The following is a 4,755-nucleotide window of genomic DNA, read 5'->3' as shown; positions in this document are numbered from 1 at the left end:
CCCGTTCGCCCTGAGCAGGGACCGAGCTTGTCGAGGGCCCGTGTCGAAGGGTTGCATTCGAAGCGCGCAAGGCCTTCGACAAGCTCAGTCCGGCCCTTCGACAGGCTCAGGGCGAACGGTGTTTCTTACCTGTCTTGCTCAGGAGGCGGCCTTCACCGGCAGCCACCGCAGCAGATAGCCCGTCATCCGCCGCGCCGCGCCGCGGTGCGCCGCCGCGAACGCCCTCGCCTGCGCGGCGCGCTGCTCGCGCTCCGGGCTGTCGAGCAAGGCACAGGCCGTGTCGACGCCTGCGGCCATGTCGGCCACCCGCAGCGCCGCGCCCGCCGCCAGCGACAGCTCCGCGGCCTGCGCGAAGTTGAAGGTGTGCGGCCCCATCACGACCGGGCAACCGCAGGCCGCCGCCTCGATGAGGTTCTGCCCGCCCAGCGGCGCGAAGCTGCCGCCGAGCAGCGCCACGTCGGCCATCGCGTAGTACAGCGCCATCTCGCGCATCGAATCGCCCAGCCACACGTCGGCGTGCCAGGCCTCGGCCGGCGGCGTGTCGCCCCAGCCGCTGCGCCGCGCGAGCGTGAGCCCGGCCGCCTGCACCAGCGCCGCGACCTCGTCGAAGCGCTGCGGATGCCGCGGCACGATCAGCAGCAGCGGGCGGTTCTCGGCCGCTCGCTTCGCCCACTCGGCCAGCAGCATCGCCTCTTCGCCCTCGCGCATCACCGCGCCCAGCAGCACCGGCCGCGCGAGCGCATGGCGCCACGCCCGGCCGCGCGCGAGCAAGGCCTCGTCCGGCGCCATGTCGAACTTCAGGTTGCCGCAGACGACGACCTCGCGCGCGCCCGAATCGCGCAGCCGCTGCGCATCGGCCTCGGTCTGCGCCAGCACCAGCGTGATCGCCTCGACCGCCGGCCGCAGCACCGCGGCCAGCCGCTCGCCCTGGCGCCGGCTCTTCTCGCTCAGCCGCGCATTCGCCAGCACCATCGGGATGCCGCTGCCCTGCGCGCGCCGCAGCAGGTTCGGCCAGATCTCGGTCTCCATCAGCACGCCCACGCGCGGGCGGAACTGCTCGAAGAAGCGCTGCACGACACCCGGCGTGTCGTACGGCAGCCAGGCCTGCACATCGCCCTCGCGCAGCAGCGCCTCGCCGGCTTCGCGGCCGGTGGCCGTGCTGTGCGTCAGCAGCAGCCGCAGGCCCGGCCGCTCGGCACGCAGCGCATCGATCAGCGCCGCGGCAGCACGCGTCTCGCCGAGCGAGACCGCATGCACCCACACGTCGCCGAGCCAGCGCCCCTCGTGCAGGTCGCGGTGCTCGCGGTAGTCGCCCAGCCGCTCCAGCACCTTGTGCCGGTACAGCGGCTCGGCCCGGCCGCGCAGCCACAGCCGCAGCAGGTACACCGGCTTCAGCGACGCCAGCAGCAGCGAATAGGCATGCCGTGCGAGCGACTGCCGCCACGTCGCGGCCGGGACGTCGTGCAGGGGATCCACGGTGCCCGTCATCCCCGCGACGCGGCGCGCACGACCTGCCAGGTGGCCCACACCAGGTCGACCTCCGGCGTCGGCTCGCGCTCGACCGACACCTGGTGCCGGTGGCCATGCCCGATCTGCGGGCCGGTGCGCCACGCGGTCGGGAAGTTGTACAGCTGCACGTGCGGCAGCCCGAGCGCGACCGCGATGTGGCTCAGCCCGCTGTCGACGCCGATCACGCCCTGCGTCGCGCCCATGCGGTCGACCAGCGCATCGAGCGACATCGCCGGCCACACCTCGGCCTCGGCACCGAAGGCCTGCTGCAGGCGTTCTGCCCGTGCGAGCTCCACCGGTCCGGCATGCGGCAGCGCGATGCGCCAGCCGGCGCCGATGAAACGCCGGCCGAGATCGATCCAGTGCGACTCCGGCCACAGCTTGTCGTCTCGCGAGGTGCCGTGCACGAACACCAGCGTGCGTTTCGGCAGCGGCTGGGCATCGCAGCGCAGCCCGAATTGCGGCGACCCCTGCACCGTGTAGTTCAGCGCCATCGCGGCCAGCTTGCGCGAGCGGTCGAGCGCATGCACGTGCGGCTCCATCGCGAGCGGCTGGTCGATCAGCCAGCGCGCCGGCCGCTCGAAGCTGGAACCGTCGGTGCGGTTCGCCAGGCCGAAGCTCGGGCCATCGGCCATGCGGGCCACCAGGGCCGATTTGGTCAGGCCCTGCAGGTCGAGCACCGCGTCGTAGCGGTGCTGCGCCAGGTGCGCGCGGAAGGCGCGCCATTCGTCGCGCACCGTGCGCGTCCACCAGGCGCGCCGCCAACGGCGCTGCGCGCATTCGATCACCTCGCTCACGCCCTGCACGCGCCGCACCAGCGGCGCGAAGCCCGGCTCGACCACCCAGTCGACATGCGCGTTGCGGTAGACCGCCCGGATATCGTGGACGACGGGCATCGCATGCACCACGTCGCCGAGCGACGACAACTTGACGATCAGGACGCGCACGAAGACGGCACTGCGGGTCAATGCGCGGCAGCGGCGATCTGCGCGTCGGGCTTGGCCACGCGCAGCGCGGCCATGAAGTCGGCCTCGATGYGGTGCAGCGCCTCCTGCGTGTGCCCTTCGAAGCGCAGTACCAGCACCGGCGTGGTGTTCGACGAACGGATCAGCCCGAAGCCGTCTTCGTACTCGGCGCGCAGGCCGTCGATCGTGATGATCTCCTTCGCGCCGGGGAAGCGCGCGCCGTCGAGCAGCTTCTGCACGACGACCTTCGGCTCGCCTTCGGCGCAGGGCACGTTCAGCTCGGGCGTGCTGAAGCTGGTGGGCAGCGCGTTCAGCACCTGGCTCGGGTTGCGGCTGCGCGACAGGATCTCCAGCAGGCGCGCGGCGGTGTAGGTGGCGTCGTCGAAGCCGTACCAGCGCTCGCCGAAGAAGATGTGGCCGCTCATCTCGCCGGCCAGCGGCGCCTTCAGCTCCTTCATCTTCGCCTTCACGAGCGAATGGCCGGTCTTCCACATCAGCGGCTTGCCGCCGGCGGCGCGGATCGTCGGCGCGAGGCGCTGCGTGCACTTGACGTCGAAGATGATGGTGCCGCCGGGGTTGCGCGACAGCACGTCGGTCGCGAACAGCATCAGCTGGCGATCCGGGTAGATGATGTTGCCTTCCTTGGTGACGACGCCCAGCCGGTCGCCGTCGCCGTCGAACGCGAGGCCCAGTTCGGCATCGGTCTCCTTCACGGTGCGGATCAGGTCGGCCAGGTTCTCGGGCTTGCTCGGGTCCGGGTGGTGGTTCGGGAAATCGCCGTCGACCTCGGAGTACAGCTCGGTCACCTCGCAGCCGAGCGCGCGCAGGATGCCGGGCGCCGACGCACCGGGGATGCCGTTGCCGGAGTCGACGACGATCTTCATCGGGCGGCTCAGCTTGCAGTCGGCGACGATGCGGGCGCTGTACTCGGCCAGCACGTCCATCGTGCCGGTGCGGCCGGTGGCCACGGTGTAGTGCTCCGATTCCATGCGGATGCKCAGCGCCTGGATCTCGTCGCCGTAGATCGCGCGGCCGGCCAGCACCATCTTGAAGCCGTTGTAGTCCTTCGGGTTGTGGCTGCCGGTCACCTGGATGCCGCTGTTGCAGCCGTGCTTGCCGCGCGTGGCGGCCACGTAGTAGAGCATCGGCGTCGTCACGGCGCCGATGTCGACGACGTCGAGCCCGGTCGACGCGAGGCCGCGGATCAGCGCGGCGACGAGGCCCGGCCCCGACAGGCGGCCGTCGCGGCCCACGGCCACGGCCTTCTCACCCGCCTTCAGTGCCTCGCTGCCGAAGGCGCGGCCCAGGTGCTCCGCGAACGCTTCGTCGATCGTCTTGCCGACGATGCCGCGGATGTCATAGGCCTTGAAGTTGGACGCAGTCACTTGCATTCGGTTTCTCCTGGAGAGTGGCGGATTGTAGATAGCGTCTGACATGCAGCCTTCGGGCCAGCGCGGGCTCGCAGCCCGGCCCGCGACATGTCCGAAAACGGCGAGTCATGCGGCGCGAGGGTGCGATGATCACGCCATGCCTACCTTCGACTCCGATGCCGCCTATCTGGCCATCAAGGCCCGCGACGCCCGCTTCGACGGCCGCTGGTTCGTCGGCGTCACGTCGACCGGCATTTATTGCCGACCGATTTGCCGCGTGCGCACGCCGCGCCGCGAGAACTGCGTGTTCTTCGACACGCCGGCCCAGGCCGAGGCAGCCCGCTTCCGCCCGTGCATGAAGTGCCGACCTGAAGTGGCGCCGGGGCCGGGGCTGGCGTGGACGGTGATGGACGCATCGCGCACGCTGGCCCGCCARGCGGCGCACTGGCTCGACCACGCCGCGGCCGAGGAAGAAACGCCGTCGATCGCCGCGCTGGCCGCGCACCTGGGCGTCAGCGACCGCCACCTGCGCCGCATCTTCGCGGCCGAGCATGGCGTGACGCCGCTGCAGTACGTGCAGACGCGCCGCCTGCTGCTGGCCAAGCAGTTGCTGACCGACACGCGGCTGCCGATCGCGCAGGTCGCGCTGGCCAGCGGCTTTCGCAGCCTGCGGCGCTTCAACGCGGCCTTCGCCGACAGCTACCGCATGAGCCCGACGCGACTGCGCGGCGATGCAGCCGGCGAGTCGGTGTCGCCGGACGACGGCGTGACCGTCTCGCTCGGTTTCCGCTCCCCGTACGACACGGCGGCGATGCTGCGCTTCCTGACCGCCCGCGCGATACCGGGCGCCGAGGCGGTGGAAGCCGCCCGCGTGCGCCGCAGCGTGCGCGCCGGCGTGCTCGGCCCCGAGG

General features: G+C 71.5%; 4 protein-coding genes. 1 reads left to right on the top strand and 3 read right to left on the bottom strand.

What is annotated here, in order from left to right:
- Nucleotides 1-138 precede the first annotated feature (138 nt).
- From AC1D15_RS18495 to AC1D15_RS18485, 3 genes are read right to left on the bottom strand one after another with little or no spacing between them, the layout of a single operon-like run.
- Nucleotides 139-1,476 (bottom strand): 3-deoxy-D-manno-octulosonic acid transferase, encoded by a 1,338-nt coding sequence (locus AC1D15_RS18495; protein ID WP_477827130.1) that lies wholly within the window; start codon nt 1,474-1,476, stop codon nt 139-141.
- Nucleotides 1,477-1,484: 8 nt separating this feature from the next.
- Nucleotides 1,485-2,456: a lipopolysaccharide heptosyltransferase I gene (gene waaC, locus AC1D15_RS18490; RefSeq protein WP_465114504.1), complete on the bottom strand. Its 972-nt coding sequence runs from the start codon at nt 2,454-2,456 to the stop codon at nt 1,485-1,487.
- 17 nt (nt 2,457-2,473) lie between these two features.
- The gene (locus tag AC1D15_RS18485) at nt 2,474-3,865 is read right to left on the bottom strand and encodes a phosphomannomutase/phosphoglucomutase (RefSeq protein ID WP_477827129.1); all 1,392 of its coding nucleotides are present in this window, start codon (nt 3,863-3,865) and stop codon (nt 2,474-2,476) included.
- A gap of 136 nt (nt 3,866-4,001) precedes the next feature.
- On the opposite strand from AC1D15_RS18485, the gene AC1D15_RS18480 reads away from it, so the two are divergent.
- Nucleotides 4,002-4,755 (top strand): bifunctional transcriptional activator/DNA repair enzyme AdaA (locus AC1D15_RS18480; RefSeq protein WP_477827128.1); only part of this gene is annotated, 754 nt, incomplete at its 3' end.

Source organism: Rhizobacter sp. P2_H2 (assembly GCF_056403375.1).
Note: the sequence above shows the minus strand (reverse complement) of the source record. Positions and strands in the feature narration are given on the sequence as shown.